Raw genomic sequence first — 16202 nt, forward strand, 5'->3', positions numbered from 1 at the left:
TATCACCCAATTCTCAAAATTTTCTTGCACTTACATAAGTAATGCTTACGCTCATATCTGCTAGTAACTTGATAGCAGTATAATCGCTCCCTACTGATTGAAATTCAGATCACAACGTCGCTCTGAGAATTTTGCTATTATTTGCTACTTTAAAATATATGCAAATAATTGAGATTTCTCCATTCCAAGCATTTCGCCGCAGTGTGATAACGGTGATGCAAGTAGTTCCGAAGGAGCTACGCTATGTGGCAATATTGACATTACTGGGCGGTGCAGGCCCAGCGATCGCCATTTGGCTCAACAAGGTGATCATTGATGAAATTACCCGCTTATTGAGTACGGGAACAACGCAGAATGCGATCGCCCTGATCCTTTCTCAACCAGTGCTACTCTCCAGTATTGCAGGTTCAGTGCTGGTAAATTTGGTGAGTGATGCGATCGCTAACATCAATAGTTTTGTATATACTTCCCTGCGCGATCGCATTACAGGTTTTATTCAAGGACAAGTGATTGAAAAGGTTGCCACTTTTGAAGATATTGCCCTGTTTGAAACACCTGATTTGCTCAATTTATTGCAGTTGACCGAAAAAGGGGTACTACGACTTCCAGAGCTTTGTGTCAGGCTGGTGATGATGTTAGAGGGAATTTTTATCTTCATTCCAGCCATACTGCTTTCGGTGTCCCTTGCTTGGTGGATACCACTAATTTTGTTTAGCTGCGCTACCCCTGCTATGTATGTAGAAAGGAAATATCGTAAGCAAGTTTGGAGAGTAGAAAAAACCCAAGCAAGTGTGCTTCGGGAAATGAACTTATATAAAACGGTTTTAACTGGAGAGACATACGCCAAAGAAATACGCTTGTTTAGTTTGCAGCCTTTACTACTAGAACGTTGGCACGGACTTTATCGGACAATTTTTAGAGCAATGGAACAGATCCGTCGTCGGGGGACAACGGCGGTTATTGGTTGGTCTTTACTCAGTGGCTTAGGCTTTGCGTTGCCATATTTATATATAGTTCAGGGAGTGCTAGGTGGAACCCATACTTTAGGGGATTTGGCACTTTACACTGGGGTAATTTTAGAAGTGCGTCGGAGTTTAGAGAATTTGATGTCTGGCGGGTCAGAGTTGTATGATATTGCACTGGCAACAACGCCCATTTTCCAACTTTTGGAATTAGAGCCGCAATTATCCAGTTCTCATCCAGAGTCATGGGGAAAAATTAGGAAATCGGCTGCTAACAATCAGAACTTTCAAAGAAATGGAAATCGGCAAGGTTTATCGGGTGAAGCATTGCAGAAAGGTATTGACATCAAAAATTTATCCTTTACCTATCCAAATAGCGATCGCCCCATCCTGAAAAACATCAACCTGAGAATTCACCCCAACGAGATGATTGTATTGGTGGGTGAAAATGGTGCTGGTAAGACGACTTTAACAAAGTTATTGTGTCGCCTCTATGACCCTAGCCAAGGTGCAATTATTTGGGATGGGCAGGATTTACGATCGCTTCCCTTAGAAGAATTGCGATCGCGGATTGATGTAGTTATGCAAGATTACGCACGTTTTCCGACTACCGTGCGCGAAAATGTTGCCTTTGGGAATTTACCGAAAATGCAGGACGACGAAGCGATTACGGAAGCGATCGCTGAGGCTGGTTTGGCGAGAGTAATTGAGAAACTAGATGGTGGTTTGGAAACCATTTTAGGCAAACAGCTAGAGGGTGGTATCGATCTATCAGGGGGACAATGGCAGAGATTAGCGATCGCTCGTGCATTGCTGCGACTGTCTCCAGCCGAATTACTCATACTTGATGAGCCAACAGCAAACCTTGACCCCAAAACAGAACATGAGATTTACAACATTTTGCGTACCCTGTCCAAAGGGAGAATAGCCGTTGTAGTTAGCCATCGCCTCGCCTTAGCAAAACTAGCAGACCGAGTAGTAGTCCTAGAACACGGTCAAATAATCGAAGTAGGCACTCATGACGAACTCATAGCACTAGGCGGACAGTATCATTTGATGTTTACTCGTCAAGCTAGTAGTTACAACTAAGTGGGGCATGGGGCAGGGAGCAGGGGGCAGGGAGCAGGGGGACAAGGAGAATACCCCATTCCCAGTCCCCAGTCCCCAGTCCCCAGTCCCCAATTCCCAATTTTTATTCTGGTAACTTATACTGCTCGACAATACGCTTGGCAAACTCTGGAACGTGCGCTTCTAATTTTTCTGGATGATTTCGCTTTACATACAAATAATTTCGAGTAAAGTGAGAATCTATCGAAAACCGCGCATATTCCAAACCCTTGGGCCCGATTTTTTCGATAACTACACCCATGAGTTTCGCCGCCCACATCGGGAGAGTCACCCCTTTATCGTAAGCAGGAATACTTTGCTGTACAGCTTCCTTGCGATCGCCTTTAGATGTTACTGGTTGAGTGTCTAACTGGTCTTTCACCAAATCCAGCATTTCCTTACCTGTGTCATTTCTAACGACAATCCACTGCCAGCCGAAGGGTGCGCCCATATAGCCAACAACTAAATCGGCTAGGGAATTGACGTAATCAAAGCAACTCATACAAGATGGGGCAAAGACATCTTTGAGTTTGTTGGTCTTCAAGCCAAAGAAAGGCACTGTTTCTGATGAGCCATCCTCATGTTTGAAGTGAACCCGGAAGTCTTGCATAAATTCGTAATGCACGACTGTATCAGGCGATCGGCTAGTTGTTTCTAAGAATTTTTGCAGTCCGGCGCGGTTAACATTATCTACGCAGGGTGTACCCAAAACATATAGCTTTTCTAAACCCAGTTGTTTTTCTACGGCTCGTAATGCCTGGATTTGGCAACCAACACCAATTACCAATAGCCGCTTCATCCCCGATTTTTCTATCTGTTCTAACACGGAAAGATTCGGAGAAAGTGTTGGTTTATTTACCCGCGCTGCTAGTATTTCTTCTGGGGTACGGGCGATGACAGGCATGGGTTGAAAGCGGTCTTCTTTGGTATTTTGCACGCAGACGACACCTTCAACTAAACCGCGATTGAGCATTTCAATAGCAATGCTGCTAACAATACCCGTCCATTGTGCGCCTTCGATGGGCTGCTGTTTCCGCGCTGCCATCATATCCTGGTAAACACCAAAGTAGAGTTCATCAGGGTTATCGAGATGGCGCGATCGCGTGTGCGTTTCAACTTCTAGTTCGCCGATTTGCTGATTAATAAAAGCGCAAGCTTCCTTGACATAGTGAATATAATATGTATCGCATAATCCGCACTCGCTACAAAGTTCTTTAGCAGGGCGGCGGCTAGTAGGTTTGAGAGCTTTGGCTTTTTTGTGAGGAGAAACTGAGGTCATATAAATTTTTTGTTTTATCCAGTAATCGCTTTTATTACAATACCTTCACTGGCTATGAACTTCACTTTGGGAATTGGGAATTGGGAATTGGGAATTGGGAATTAATCAGTTATTGTTTTCCCCCTGCCCCCTGCTCCCTGCCCCCTGCCCCCTGCCCCCTGCCCCCTGCCCCCTGCCCCCTGCATTGTAATAGCCCGCTCACAGACTCTCATAGGTGAGTTCCGCATTTGCCCAGTTGGTTTGTGCCAGAAATTCCCTAAATGTGGTCAGAAGTCCAGGAAACTCCTCTTCTCGTAAATGCTGGACATCTGCTTGATAACCTTGTTTGCGATACCACTGAATCAAATCGAACAATTCTTTTTGCAGCAAGAGCAAGAAAATCCAGGCGGGTGTCTCTTTGTAGACAACTTCCGTCCCCTGCGCTTGCGAGAATGCCTCTGTCATCTGCTTTGGAGTCAGCACATCGCCAGCTAGCTCAATTTTTTGACCAATATACTTGCTGGGATGTTTAATTACGTAAGCAGCAACGCGGCCCATGTCTTTGGTTGTAATTAGATGAAGGGGCTTGTCTGGCTGAATGGAAAATGGGAAACTACCTTTGAGGATGGAAGGTCGCGTGTACTTCTTCCAAAACTCCTCCATAAACAAGCAAGCTCGCAACATGGTAGTCGGTAAGCCAGCTTCCAATAAAATTTGCTCCACTTGATACTTTTGCTCAATGCGGGGGATTTTTGAATTCCTGTCAGCCCCACCTGCGGAATTGTAGACAAAGTGCTTAATGTCGGCTTGTTTGGCAGCTTGTGCAACTCGCCTTGCTCTTTCCACCTCTAGCGGGTCAATTTTAGCAGAGTCCGCAGAAGTAGCATGGCAATAAACAGCCGAAATTCCTGTAAAAGCTGGTATGAGAGAGGTTTCATCGTCGAGGTTGGCTTTTACCAGTTCAACTCCGGCATCGTTGAGTCTTGCAAGAGTTGGACGATTAAGGTCAATTTCTCTAGTGATGACTCGCAAGTTGGTAACTCCCTGTTCGAGAAATCCCTTAACGACGTTTCCACCTGTGCCGCCAGTAACACCGATGAGTAAGACTTTATCAGTGTTTGACTCTGTGCGATCGGGGAAATTTGACATTTTCTTTTCTAAGAGGAGTTTTTCATTTAAATTAAGTTTATCTAAAGAATTGAGAAGCAGAGATGGGATTCCAATAAAAATACTCTACTGATTTATTTGCCTCAGTAGAGTATATAAATGTACATGTATTTTATGCCTCTAAGGATTATTTTATTCAACAGTAATTGTTTATACGACAGTATAAGTACTGGAAATTTTGAACGATAGAGTGCGATCGCACTCGATAACACAATACAGTTCAGTTAAGCATTCCTTCTTCTCTTTCTTCTCTTCCTTTGCGTACTTTGCGTCCTTAGCGGTTCGTTAAAAAAAATTACTTTGACAAAGCGTTAAGCTTTAACCCAAGCGTATTGTTCCATAACATCTGCAATTCAACACTTGAAGAAGAATTCAGAAGTCATAATAGGCTAAACCTTAGCTATCCGCTAACAGGAGTCAGAATAAATAAATCAGTTGAGGATTCAGACCGCGCAGGAATTTCATGATGCGGTCATTTTGCCCGAAGGGGGATAGAGATAATAAATTCAGCCCCTTGTCCTAAAACCGATACACATTTTAACTGTCCTTGATGCTTATTGGTTACAATCTGGTAACTAATAGATAGCCCTAAACCAGTTCCTTTACCGACAGGTTTTGTAGTAAAAAAGGGTGTGAAAAGTTGCTGCTGGATATTTTCAGAGATTCCAGAACCGTTGTCAGCAATGCGAATGACAGCAAAATTACCTTCAACAGCAGTACGAATTGTAATAATGCTTGGCTGACGTGTTCTATCTGCGTCAGTCCGATGTTTGTTAAATTCTTCCAAAGAATCAATGGAATTAGCGATCAGGTTCAGAAATACCTGATTCAGTTGCCCTGGGTAGCACTCTACGAGTGGCAGGTTGCCGTACTCCTGTATTACCTGAATTCCCAAAGAGCCTGGTTCGGGTTTGAGCCGATTTTGCAAAATCATTAGGGTGCTATCAATACCCTCATGGATATCAACAGCTTTGACTTCAGCCTCATCTAGGCGGGAAAAGTTTCGTAAAGATAATACAATTTGGCGAATGCGATCGGTTCCCACTTTCATTGAAGCCAACAGCTTAGGCAAATCTTCTATCAAAAAATCTAAGTCAACTGCATCTATCTCATTCTGAACGTTAGGTGGTAAATTCTGGTTTTGTTGCTGATAAAGTTGTAGTACAGTCATCAAGTCTTTGACATAATTATTAACGTAAGTCAGGTTGCCATAGATAAAGCTGACTGGGTTATTGATTTCGTGAGCAATGCCTGCCACCAACTGCCCCAAGCTAGACATTTTTTCGCTTTGCACCATCTGGGACTGTGCAAGCTTCAATTCATCAAGCGTCTGCTCTAGCTGCTTTGCTTTCTCACGCGCCTGCGTTTCCGAAATCTCTAACTCTTGGGAGTATATGTGCAAATTTGTGTAGAGCCGAGCGTTTTCTATAGAAATGGAAACTTGCGATGTCAATAAGTTCAGTACCTCTAGCCTGTCTGCGGTAAAGGCTCCGCTTGTGAGGTTATTTTCCAAGTAAAGAACTCCAGTTAGCTTACCCTGATGGGCGAAAGGCAAACACAAAACTGATTTCGGTTGATTGGCAATAATATAATTGTCATTGGCAAAACGCTCTGTATTTCTGGCATCGTCTAAAACCAAATTTTCTTTTGTTCTTTCAACATAGTTAATTAGCAAAGCTGGTAGTTTATGCTTTACTTGAAGCAGACTGGATGATTGCACTGTGACTCGATCTCTATCGGTATTTCCCTCAGCTTCGATCACCCACTGGTTCTCCTGTTTTACAAGTAGATAAACCATTTGGGCACCAGCATTCTCGATCGCAATTGTCATCATTTTCTCCAGCAGCCGATTTAGCTCCATCTCACTCGACAATGCTTGGGATGCTTTAATCGTTGTGCTTAAATCGAGAATTTGGGTTTTAGCTTCAGAAATTTCTCTGGTTGAGTTTGTAGCAGTGTCCCGAAGAGCGGCTTCTGCTGCTGTATCTGTAAAAAATTGAGAATATTCTTCGTCTAGTTGCCGGACTTTACCCATAGCTTCCCACTTCAGATAGCAATAGCGGGCTTCTATAAGATAAACTTTGGCAAGGTTTCTCCTGTCTTTCACTAAGTAAAATCGAAATGCGAGTTCATTTGCCAAGGCTTCATTTTGTAAATAACCGTTTTCGGCAGCAGAAGCGATCGCCTTGTCATACAACTCCATTGCCTGATAATCTTGTTGACAAATCCGAGCAATTTCAGCTTGAATTAGTAGGTACTTGTGTTGATAATTTGTTGGGCAGTGCATTGCCCATTGCTGAAATTTTTCTAAGTTGGCATTTAGTGTATACAGGTAAACGGCTTGAGTTTCAGTATCTGCCTCAACATAAGCCCCTGCCAAAGCAATACTTTGGTGAAAATAGAAAACAGGATTAATAAAAATTCCTCGCGCTCCCCCAACAAATTTTTCTGCATTGTCTGCATACTCAACAGCTTTGGTATATTCTCCATACCAGTTACAGAGCGCGAGTTTATAGATGTAAACTACAAATGCACTCAACATATCCGAAGATGCCAACGCAAACTCTAGCACTTGCAGTTCATCTGCCCAAGTGCCAACAAGTTGGTCAATTTTCTCTGCTGGCTTAGTCAGGTTAGCGATCGCTTCCCTAGCTAGCAGATGATAATTCAACATATTTTTGTCAATCTTGCGGAGAGTCGGAATAAAATCATCGGCTACTTCTGCGGTTTTTTCTAAAGATTCATTTCCAAATAAACACTGCCATAAAAAATTAACTGAACAATAACCAGACCATTGGTAAGAACCTGTTTCTAAACCACTATTAAATCCTTTCAACAAATAAGGTTTGCCTTGGCTAATATGGTCTTTATAATGACAAACTAAACCTCCCCACATATTCAAAATATTCGCTTCTAATTCCTTCGTTCTCATAATTTCATGGAGTCGAAGAGAAAGCTGCCCAAACTCATAACCTGAATCTACCTCACCATATTGAAATACCAAGTTGAAGGAATACAGCATATAGCCAAATACCGAAATTCGGGAGTTGCCATACTGAATTGAAATTTGCGTGATATTCATAGATGTGATATGCAACGCTTTAGATCCTAAAAAGTAGGCAATAGGCCAGACTTCTTTTAAGATGCGTTGAGCCATTAGCTTTTCTTCGTCTTGCATTGGTGGTAGTTCTGCAAGACTAAAAGTTGAGCGATCGCCAATGACTTCCTTGGTATGATTAAGTTTTTCTAATAGATATGCATCATCGGGATAAGCGGCAAACTCAAAGCCTAAAAGTTCTAATGTGTTTAAGCCAATTTGATATGCAGAGTTTAAATCATTCTCCATGCGATAACACATAATTCGATATTCATTGACTCGACACATATCAAGAGTCGTTTTAACCTGGCTGAAAGTCTGCTCAAAAATCAACAAGGCTTCTTCATATTTACCATTTAAAAATTCTGCTTCTCCAGCTTGTAAATACAATGCTAACGTGAGTGAATATTTATCTTGCCAGCTATTTTCAGGCAGATAACTCATCCCTGTTGCCAGCAATTTCAGGGCAGTTACAAACGCCGAAGATGATTTTGCTCGTTGACCTGCTTTCAGATTTAATTCTGCCAGTTCGTATCTTTCCGCTGTTTCAACAATCAATGATTCTCCAGCATTGAGATGGTTGACAATATCAAAAAGATGCTCCTCTAACTGGGCTTTATCAGTATTATGTAATAGTAATTTTCCAACTTTCAGGTGTACTTGTTGCTGCTGATTGGTTGGAATTAAAGAATAGGCAGCTTGCTGAACGCGATCGTGCAAGAACTTATAGTCAACTTTTAGTGCAGTTTCGCAATATATTGCCAATTCCGACTGGTTCAACAACTGAGGAATTTTATAAGAATCGCTCAAGGGAAGAATCAATCCTGCCCGCAAAGCTGACCATAAATCTACTGCTGTTTCTGATGGTGATTTTTCGTTTACTAGTGCTAGAATTTCTAGATTAAAACGGTTGCCCACACAAGCAGCTAATTGTAAAACTTGCTGCGTTGCTTCTGACAATCTCTGAATTTTATTCACCATTAAATCGACTACATTATCGGTTATGGCTTGTTCCTCAATTTTGTTGAGATCCCACTCCCAGAAACCTGAACGATAATCAAAGTTTAAGAGATTATCTTGATGCAATACTTTGAGTAACTGAGTCAAGAAAAAGGGATTACCTTGGGTTTTTTGAAGCAGCAAATCGGCTAAAGGTTCTGCCTGAGATAATTCGCAATTGAACGTGTCAGTAAGCAGTTGAGTAATATGAGGTGCTGCTAATGGCTTCAAAAACAACTCTTCAACAGTTGCCCCAGATGCTTGAATTGCCTCTAGCATTAGTATTAATGGATGAGTGGGATTAACTTCGTTATCTCGGTAAGCTCCAATCATCAATAAATACTGGCTTTCTGGGTCAGTCATCAAATTTTCGACCAGCTTCAGAGAGGCTGCATCTGCCCATTGCAGGTCATCTAAAAATAGTACTAAGGGATGAGCAGCAGCAGTAAAGGCATGGATAAATTGCTTAAACACCCGATTAAAACGGTTTTGGGACTCAGCAACTCCCAACTGCGGTACAGGCGGCTGCTGCCCGATAACCAGTTCTACTTCCGGGATAACATCAATAATGACTTGACCGTTAACTCCCAATGCTTGGAGCAATTTATTTTTCCAAACCTCAACTCTGGCTTGGCTTTCAGCTAACAGTTGCCGCATCAATTCTCGAAATGCCTGAATCAAAGAAGCATAGGGAATATCTCGCTTGAGTTGGTCAAATTTGCCACCGATGAAATAACCTCGTTGTCGGACAATCGGTTTATGAACTTCGTTAACCAGTGAGGATTTCCCGATACCTGAGTATCCCCCCACTAAAACTACTTCGCTCGAACCGAGGCTAACTTTATCGAAGGCAGCCATTAGAGTTGCCACTTCTGCTTCCCGTCCATAAAGTTTTTGAGCTATTTGAAATTGATGCGAAAAATCCTGCTGACCTAAGCTAAAAAGTTCAATATTTCCTTTTGTTTGCAGTTGAAGCGCTGCTTGCTCTAGGTCAGCCTTTAACCCGTAAGCACTTTGGTAGCGGTCTTCAGCAGTTTTGCTCAGGAGTTTCATAGCGATCGCAGAAATTCCCGGTGGTACATTAGGATTAATCTCGTGAGGAGCTACTGGAATTTTTGCAATGTGACAATGCACCAACTCCATTGAGTCTTGAGCATTGTGAAAGGGCAGCCGACCTGTTAGCATTTCGTAAAAACTCACGCCTAATGAGTAAAAATCTGTACGATAATCTAAGGTTCGGTTAATACGTCCGGTTTGTTCTGGGGACATATAAGCCAGCGTTCCTTCTAGCAGGTTGAGGCTACTGATTTCTGGACTTTCTTTTGACAGCAGCGAAGCAATGCTGAAGTCAATCAGTTTTATTTTTTCGGTATTGGGGTTATAAAGAATGTTTTCAGGCTTAATATCTTTATGGATAATGTGGTGATTATGTAACTCTCCTAATGTTTCAGTAATTTGACTGGCGATGTTGAGAAATTTTGTAACTTCAAATCCTGTGGTAGATATTTGATATTTTAAGGATTCTCCACCAAAATCTTCTAAAACCATTGCTAGACCATTACTATAGCCATTGTCGTAGTTGATTAATTTATGGGTTTTGATTACACCTGCAATATTCAGGTTTTGGATAATTTCGTATTCGTGCTTGATTTGAGCAATCTCTTTGACAGTCGGATAATCTGCTTTGAGCAGTTTGATTACAACTGAGTCTCCGCTAACCTTGGAGTATGCTCGATAAATTACTGTAGTAGTAGTTTCATAAATTAAACTGGTAATACTATAGTCTGGGATACGAGCAATTAATTTAAACACTATTACTTGCCTGAATGTTGTTTTATAATGGATTTTGGTGGTTCTTATAATAATTCCCAAAATTCAAGTCAAGTTAACTCTTCAAATTTTAGTGAAGCCAAGATCGGCGAAGCAAATGTTTACCGCAAGACAACGGCTATAAACCTGAAATTTATCTTTTAGAGTAGAAAATAACTTCATAAATCGCGTTTGTCAGCAAACCAATGAAAATGTTAGGGTTCGTTCTACCACTCCTGTTGCTGCTAGGCACGCCTGCCGTAGCAGTTGAGTTCAAAGGGCAGAATATCGATGGTCAAAAGTTGCCTGCTAGAGCTTACTATTATGCAACTGGCGGGGTCTACAAAGTTCAGGTAAGCTTTCATAACAAACGAGCCACAATTTACTTTGAGGATGGGAACCAAACAACCATACAGTTGAATCAGCAGGTAATCACTGACTCAAATAATATCGAAGGTTTTGGAAAACTAGGGCAATATCCTGTAAGTAATATATTTAGTGTTGGGTTAGTATATGACAATGATTGGTTTAACAGCAGTAGCGGTCAATTGCAACCATCCAATCCGCTAGATGGGTTATGGAGAATTAGTTTGGAGTGAATATCAATGTTTCCTGATTTTCTCCCATCACAAGTTAATCAGCTAACAGACCCAAAAGCGATCGCTTTCGTCCAAAGTATTGACAAAATTGCCCTTGCAACGTCCCTGAGTCAACACCCAATCCTCACAACCTATATTTGCAAAGGTAGGGGAGAAACACCAATTGTTTTGTTGCACGGCTTGGATAGTTCCATTCTAGAGTTCCGTCTTCTGTTGCCATTACTTGCCGCCCAAAATGAAACCTGGGCAGTAGATTTGTTAGGTTTTAGCTTTACACAAAGGCAGCAAGAAATAACCTACAGCCCAACTAAAATCCGAATTCATCTTTACGATTTTTGGAAAGCTTTAATCAACAGACCGATCGTACTAGTAGGTGCGTGTAGCTTTCTTCAGTTTCCTCAAACCTTAATCCATACTGAAGGCATAGTTGAGCGATTCTATCTTTCAACCTAGTAGTAGGAATCTGAACAAATTTTTGATTAGTCTTGCTGCCAAGATTTATATTTTGACGTTGACCTTCATTCCATCCAAAAACGATTGTCCCAATATGATGTTCAAGGCAGTGATTTAAAATCAGTCGAGCAGCTTTATTGACCGCATCCCTAACTTGTCTGTTGCGTTTCTCGGTGACAAAAGCTAACTGTTTACTCCAGAATCCTTGGTTGACTCGAAGTGAGTAAAGATAGTTTGAGGAAAGGAGCGCACGTAGTTTTTGATATTCATTTACACATGGTTTTTGTAACCAAGTTTCGCAGATTGGTTTTTACAGAAGCTATGCTTGCAGATATGAAGCCTATTTTTGTGCGGGTATTAATACCAATTCTGTATGAAGATGCGCCAAACTACGTCAAACTTATAGATGGGTGCATTTAGTAATTTTGTTATGAGTCGTCCATTCCAAATCGAGATTTCAGAAAGCCTAGAAGAATTGGAAAAAGCTCTCAGACATGCCACAGGGGCAAGCAGCAAGGAAAGATTGCAAATGCTCTATTGGCTCAAAAGTGGTCAAGTCAATAGCAGGCGATCGCTGGCAGAACGTTTAGGGCGTGATGAAGCAACCATAACTCGTTGGGTGAGAAAGTATAAAGATGAAGGACGAAGGGGTTTGCTTGAAGTCAAACATGCACCCGGAAAAGTTCCGATCATCAGTGGTTCAGACTTAGAACGTTTGAAAAAGCGGTTGCACGAACCATCTGGGTTTCAAAGCTATGGTCAAATTCAAGAATGGCTCAAGAGCGAATTAGGACTTTCACTTGCCTACAAAACAGTGTACGAAATCGTTCACAACCGTTTGGGTGCGAAGTTAAAAGTGCCTCGTCCTCAAAGCACCAAACAACACCCAGAAAGTCTATCTCACTTTAAAAAAAACTTCCTTTAGCATTCAAATTCTTACAGGAGGAATTTGGAGAAGGGAAACGATTGAGGTACTTGTGTCAAGATGAAACACGTTTAGGATTAAAGACAATTGCAGGACGTTTAATCACTGCTAAAGGGGTTAAACCCCTGGGCTTAAGCCAATGGCAACGTGAAAATTTTTATTTATACGGAGTTGTAGAACCCCTAAGTGGATACAGCTTTTTCTATGAGTTTCCCTACCTCAATGGTGATTGTTTCCAACACTTTTTGGAGTTACTCTCTGCTGATCTTGGCGATGATATCGCGGTTATCCAGTTCGATCAAGGGGCTTTTCACAAAGCGAAAGCTCTTGATTGTCCAGATAACATTATCCCGATTTTTCAACCTCCTCACTCTCCCGAACTTAACCCGATTGAGCGGTTTTGGGAATTTCTCAAATCTAAACTCCAATGGGAAAATTGTAAAACCCTCGCACAACTACAGCAGAAGTTAACTGATGCCCTCAAAGCAATTACGCCTGAGATGATTGCTTCTCTTACTTCTTACGACTTTATCCTTGAAGCCTTATTTAGCGCAGCTTCATAAAGAATTGGTATTACAAAGTTTCAATCCCTAATAGGGATTTAGATGAATTGCAATCCTCGATGTGCTAAGAGCGATCGCGGTTAACTGATGTTTCAATCCCTAATAGGGATTTAGATGAATTGCAATCTCTAATTCAAAATGTTGCATCACCTCTTTTTCTGTGTGTTTCAATCCCTAATAGGGATTTAGATGAATTGCAATCCTTTTTCTTGTCAACTTTACCAGTAAAGAACACGTTTCAATCCCTAATAGGGATTTAGATGAATTGCAATAAGGGAAAGATTAACCTGCATGACTTTTGCAGGCAGTTTCAATCCCTAATAGGGATTTAGATGAATTGCAATAGGCGATCGCTAGCCTAGACTAGTTTGTGATACTAGCAGTTTCAATCCCTAATAGGGATTTAGATGAATTGCAATTAACCTCTATTATCTGAACTAAGTAAACTGGATTATTGTTTCAATCCCTAATAGGGATTTAGATGAATTGCAATCTTTTTCTTCAATCAATTTATTGATACGGGTTCTGTTTCAATCCCTAATAGGGATTTAGATGAATTGCAATAGGCACACCAATCATCGATACCATGCCCAAAGGTTAGTTTCAATCCCTAATAGGGATTTAGATGAATTGCAATAAAAACCTGCTTAAGAAGCTTGATGAAGCTTACCATTGCAATTCGTTTCAATCCCTAATAGGGATTTAGATGAATTGCAATTTTGATCGTGATACAAAAGATGTTTTTGATGCTGTTTCAATCCCTAATAGGGATTTAGATGAATTGCAATTTACCTTGGCAGCATTTGCAGTTACCGCAGCCTGCGCGAGTTTCAATCCCTAATAGGGATTTAGATGAATTGCAATGAAATACTACTATTGCCGCGCAATTGAAAAAGCTAGTTTCAATCCCTAATAGGGATTTAGATGAATTGCAATTCTTTTTCTTACGATGGGGAAAAGTACATTGCTCGTTTCAATCCCTAATAGGGATTTAGATGAATTGCAATTCTTGCTATTAACTGTTCAAAGGTATGACATTGGTTTCAATCCCTAATAGGGATTTAGATGAATTGCAATCTAAATGCACACCTGAACTGGAAACTAGGAGGCGTTTCAATCCCTAATAGGGATTTAGATGAATTGCAATGTCTTGCTATTAACTGTTCAAAGGTATGACATTGGTTTCAATCCCTAATAGGGATTTAGATGAATTGCAATTTCCTATTTTGGCAACTTTGCCAGCCGTCATTTCCAGTTTCAATCCCTAATAGGGATTTAGATGAATTGCAATTTACACAAACATTTGTACTATTGACAAACAAATTGCGTTTCAATCCCTAATAGGGATTTAGATGAATTGCAATTGCCTGTAATGGTTAGGCAGTACGCTAAACAGCTGTTTCAATCCCTAATAGGGATTTAGATGAATTGCAATTAGACTATGCAGTAAAAAAAGTTTTTGAAGCTTTGTTTCAATCCCTAATAGGGATTTAGATGAATTGCAATCTTGGTTCATCCTACACGCGATCGCTAACAGATGAAGTTTCAATCCCTAATAGGGATTTAGATGAATTGCAATCGCCAACGTGGTTTAGATGGTTTTGCGGTCAAGTCTATGTTTCAATCCCTAATAGGGATTTAGATGAATTGCAATTACTGGCATGAGGAGGTGTTTGACAAGTACAATCTGGTTTCAATCCCTAATAGGGATTTAGATGAATTGCAATGAAATATGAACGTCGTGTTGTAACGTCGTTTATTACGTTTCAATCCCTAATAGGGATTTAGATGAATTGCAATTTGATTTCACTATCTAGTCGTTTCCTTGCCATATGTTTCAATCCCTAATAGGGATTTAGATGAATTGCAATCTGGATAGCACCAACAATGGCAAAATGGATAATAAGTTTCAATCCCTAATAGGGATTTAGATGAATTGCAATCAAATGGGTTTTGCTAAATCAGCAGAATTGGCTGCGTTTCAATCCCTAATAGGGATTTAGATGAATTGCAATTTCGTGCAAATACGGCATCTGCATACCAATACTCTGGTTTCAATCCCTAATAGGGATTTAGATGAATTGCAATTCCAGTTTTATGTAGAAGTGGTATATATCCTGACGTTTCAATCCCTAATAGGGATTTAGATGAATTGCAATTAGACTTGCAGCCTAGCGACTATCTGTATTCAGAAAATGTTTCAATCCCTAATAGGGATTTAGATGAATTGCAATCGCAATAGGAGCTTTTGGCTCTTTGTTGCTATGTGTTTCAATCCCTAATAGGGATTTAGATGAATTGCAATAGCAAGCTACTGGCAAGCGTTAGAGAGTACCATGTTTCAATCCCTAATAGGGATTTAGATGAATTGCAATTGAAAGCCTTGCGGGAAGCCCTCATTGTGGTTAGCGTCGTTTCAATCCCTAATAGGGATTTAGATGAATTGCAATATTGGGTTGATGGCAGTTGGGTCTGTGGGAGCCATGTTTCAATCCCTAATAGGGATTTAGATGAATTGCAATTTAGTATATGGGCGGCAGGTCAAGAAGCCTGTGGTTTCAATCCCTAATAGGGATTTAGATGAATTGCAATAAGAATCTTCCGAATCTATCTGTTTGAATCCCAGTTTCAATCCCTAATAGGGATTTAGATGAATTGCAATTTCCGACTGGACTTAAGCGATCGCTACAAAATAGTTTCAATCCCTAATAGGGATTTAGATGAATTGCAATAAAGTCACTCCCTGGATATATAGTAAAAGGTATCAGTTTCAATCCCTAATAGGGATTTAGATGAATTGCAATATATTCTCTTTGTCTAGCTAAAATTTTGTTATTGTTTGTTTCAATCCCTAATAGGGATTTAGATGAATTACAATTAAAGTTCCAGGGGATTTTTATATTTCGACAATTAAACTTTCAATCCCTAATAGGGATTTAGATGAATTGCAATCTACAGGCGGAAATAGTATGGATCTAGCTTCTGTGTTTCAATCCCTAATAGGGATTTAGATGAATTGCAATGATTGCGGCGTAACCATTGACTAAAGCCCTTATTGTTTCAATCCCTAATAGGGATTTAGATGAATTGCAATCTTGTTGGAAAGCATATTTAAGCCCGTTATAATCGTTTCAATCCCTAATAGGGATTTAGATGAATTGCAATAATGTTGTAAGTTGTTGTAATGCCTTTAGTGCCTGAGTTTCAATCCCTAATAGGGATTTAGATGAATTGCAATCCCTCAATCCATTGGTTTGATTCCT

Annotated in this window: 8 protein-coding genes, 1 pseudogene and 1 CRISPR repeat array (1 of these 10 running past the window's edge); of the genes and pseudogenes, 5 read left to right on the forward strand and 4 right to left on the reverse strand. The window is 40.6% G+C overall.

Annotated features, from left to right (window positions below; all coding sequences use genetic code 11):
* Positions 1 to 158: 158 nt before the first annotated feature.
* Positions 159 to 2051, forward strand: coding sequence for an ABC transporter ATP-binding protein (locus tag RMZ41_RS04255; protein ID WP_322645229.1), 1893 nt, complete (start codon positions 159 to 161; stop codon positions 2049 to 2051).
* Positions 2052 to 2154: 103 nt separating this feature from the next.
* On the opposite strand, the gene RMZ41_RS04260 is transcribed toward RMZ41_RS04255, so the two are convergent.
* From RMZ41_RS04260 to RMZ41_RS04270, 3 genes are all read right to left on the reverse strand, one after another.
* Positions 2155 to 3348, reverse strand: a complete 1194-nt coding sequence (locus RMZ41_RS04260; protein WP_322645228.1) for a Coenzyme F420 hydrogenase/dehydrogenase, beta subunit C-terminal domain — start codon at positions 3346 to 3348, stop codon at positions 2155 to 2157.
* A 198-nt stretch (positions 3349 to 3546) separates the two neighbouring features.
* Positions 3547 to 4476, reverse strand: coding sequence for an NmrA family NAD(P)-binding protein (locus RMZ41_RS04265; RefSeq protein WP_322645227.1), 930 nt, complete (start codon positions 4474 to 4476; stop codon positions 3547 to 3549).
* A gap of 490 nt (positions 4477 to 4966) precedes the next feature.
* Positions 4967 to 10402, reverse strand: a complete 5436-nt coding sequence (locus RMZ41_RS04270; RefSeq protein ID WP_322645226.1) for an AAA family ATPase — start codon at positions 10400 to 10402, stop codon at positions 4967 to 4969.
* 209 nt (positions 10403 to 10611) lie between these two features.
* On the opposite strand from RMZ41_RS04270, the gene RMZ41_RS04275 reads away from it, so the two are divergent.
* Together RMZ41_RS04275 and RMZ41_RS04280 are read left to right on the forward strand one after the other, a co-directional pair.
* Positions 10612 to 10998, forward strand: a complete 387-nt coding sequence (locus RMZ41_RS04275) for a hypothetical protein (protein ID WP_322645225.1) — start codon at positions 10612 to 10614, stop codon at positions 10996 to 10998.
* A 6-nt stretch (positions 10999 to 11004) separates the two neighbouring features.
* A complete protein-coding gene (locus RMZ41_RS04280) occupies positions 11005 to 11451 on the forward strand; it encodes a hypothetical protein (protein ID WP_322645224.1) in 447 nt (148 codons plus the stop codon).
* On the opposite strand, the pseudogene RMZ41_RS04285 reads toward RMZ41_RS04280, so the two are convergent.
* Positions 11375 to 11662 (reverse strand): annotated as a pseudogene (locus tag RMZ41_RS04285) (IS200/IS605 family accessory protein TnpB-related protein); the annotation flags it as partial. The gene RMZ41_RS04280 and the pseudogene RMZ41_RS04285 overlap by 77 nt on opposite strands.
* Before the next feature lie 219 nt (positions 11663 to 11881).
* On the opposite strand from RMZ41_RS04285, the gene RMZ41_RS04290 reads away from it, so the two are divergent.
* Positions 11882 to 12376 carry a helix-turn-helix domain-containing protein gene (locus RMZ41_RS04290; RefSeq protein WP_322642487.1) on the forward strand — a complete coding sequence of 165 codons (495 nt, stop codon included), beginning with the start codon at positions 11882 to 11884 and terminating at the stop codon, positions 12374 to 12376.
* A gap of 41 nt (positions 12377 to 12417) precedes the next feature.
* Positions 12418 to 12939, forward strand: coding sequence for an IS630 family transposase (locus tag RMZ41_RS04295; protein ID WP_322642486.1), 522 nt, complete (start codon positions 12418 to 12420; stop codon positions 12937 to 12939).
* 17 nt (positions 12940 to 12956) lie between these two features.
* A CRISPR array of direct repeats spans positions 12957 to 16202; the repeat unit is 37 nt; unit sequence GTTTCAATCCCTAATAGGGATTTAGATGAATTGCAAT; it runs 767 nt beyond the window's last position.

It is taken from the genome of Nostoc sp. DedVER02, assembly GCF_034530675.2.
Lineage (GTDB): Bacteria > Cyanobacteriota > Cyanobacteriia > Cyanobacteriales > Nostocaceae > Nostoc.

Excerpts from the sequence above, each read along its gene's own strand:
- RMZ41_RS04255 (WP_322645229.1), top strand. The coding sequence starts at position 159 with ATGCAAATAATTGAGATTTCTCCATTCCAAGCATTTCGCCGCAGTGTG.
- RMZ41_RS04260 (WP_322645228.1), bottom strand. The coding sequence starts at position 3,348 with ATGACCTCAGTTTCTCCTCACAAAAAAGCCAAAGCTCTCAAACCTACT.
- RMZ41_RS04265 (WP_322645227.1), bottom strand. The coding sequence starts at position 4,476 with ATGTCAAATTTCCCCGATCGCACAGAGTCAAACACTGATAAAGTCTTA.
- RMZ41_RS04275 (WP_322645225.1), top strand. The coding sequence starts at position 10,612 with ATGTTAGGGTTCGTTCTACCACTCCTGTTGCTGCTAGGCACGCCTGCC.
- RMZ41_RS04280 (WP_322645224.1), top strand. The coding sequence starts at position 11,005 with ATGTTTCCTGATTTTCTCCCATCACAAGTTAATCAGCTAACAGACCCA.
- RMZ41_RS04290 (WP_322642487.1), top strand. The coding sequence starts at position 11,882 with ATGAGTCGTCCATTCCAAATCGAGATTTCAGAAAGCCTAGAAGAATTG.